The sequence below is a fragment of the Mesorhizobium sp. M7D.F.Ca.US.004.03.1.1 genome (genome assembly GCF_003998635.1).
Taxonomy (GTDB): Bacteria; Pseudomonadota; Alphaproteobacteria; order Rhizobiales; family Rhizobiaceae; genus Mesorhizobium; species Mesorhizobium loti.
This window is the reverse complement of record NZ_RZQG01001485.1, coordinates 1-872: the sequence shown is the minus strand read 5'-3', so window position 1 is coordinate 872 and position 872 is coordinate 1. Positions and strand designations below refer to the sequence as shown.

Genomic DNA, 872 nt, shown 5'->3' with positions numbered 1-872 from the left:
CTGGTCAACCGGCCGAAGACGGCGGCCTATCGCGCGCCCTCGGCGCCGATGGCGGCGTTCGCGGTGGAAAGCGCCGTCGACGAGCTGGCCAAGATGATCGGCATGGACCCGGTCGACTTCCGCATCAGGAACGCCGCGCAGGAAGGCACAAGGTCCTCCTACGGCCCGGTCTACGGCCCGATCGGCATCGGCCCGACGCTCGAGGCGGTGAAGAGCCATCCGCACATGAAGGCCCCGCTCGGCAAGAACCAGGGCCGCGGCATGGCTTGCGGCTTCTGGTTCAACTTCGGCGGCCAGACCTGCACCGACCTCAACATCGGCATGGACGGCTCGGTCTCGCTTGCCGTCGGCACCGTGGACGTCGGTGGCTCTCGCGCGTCGCTGTCGCTGGTGGCGGCGGAGGAACTCGGCATTGCCTATGAGCAGGTCAAGGCGATCGTCGCCGACACCTCCAGCCTCGGCTACAACGACATGACGGACGGCAGCCGCGGCACCTTCTCGTCCTCCATGGCAACGATCTCGGCCGCCCGCAACGCGATCAAGATCCTGCGCGAGCGTGCCGCGCAGATGTGGGATATTTCCGTCGACGACGTGGTCTGGGAAAAGGGCCACGCGATCGCCAAGGGCGAGAAGCACGGCAATCTCGGCAAGCTGTCGCTGAAGGAGATCGCGGTGGAATCGGGCAAGACCGGCGGACCGATCGCCGGCCACAGCGAGCTCGTCGCCGATGGCGCCGGCGTCTCCTTCGCCACCCATATCTGCGATATCGAGGTCGATCCCGAGACCGGCGCCACCAGGGTCATCCGCTACACGGTCGTGCAGGATGCCGGCAAGGCGGTGCACCCGACCTATGTCGAGGGACAGTCCCAGGG

The 872-nt window shown here is 67.2% G+C and carries 1 protein-coding gene; it reads left to right on the top strand.

Going from position 1 to position 872, the window contains the following annotated elements; all coding sequences use genetic code 11:
• The coding region (locus EN935_RS38130) for a molybdopterin cofactor-binding domain-containing protein (RefSeq protein ID WP_164771827.1) at positions 1 to 872 on the top strand (872 nt) is incomplete at both ends.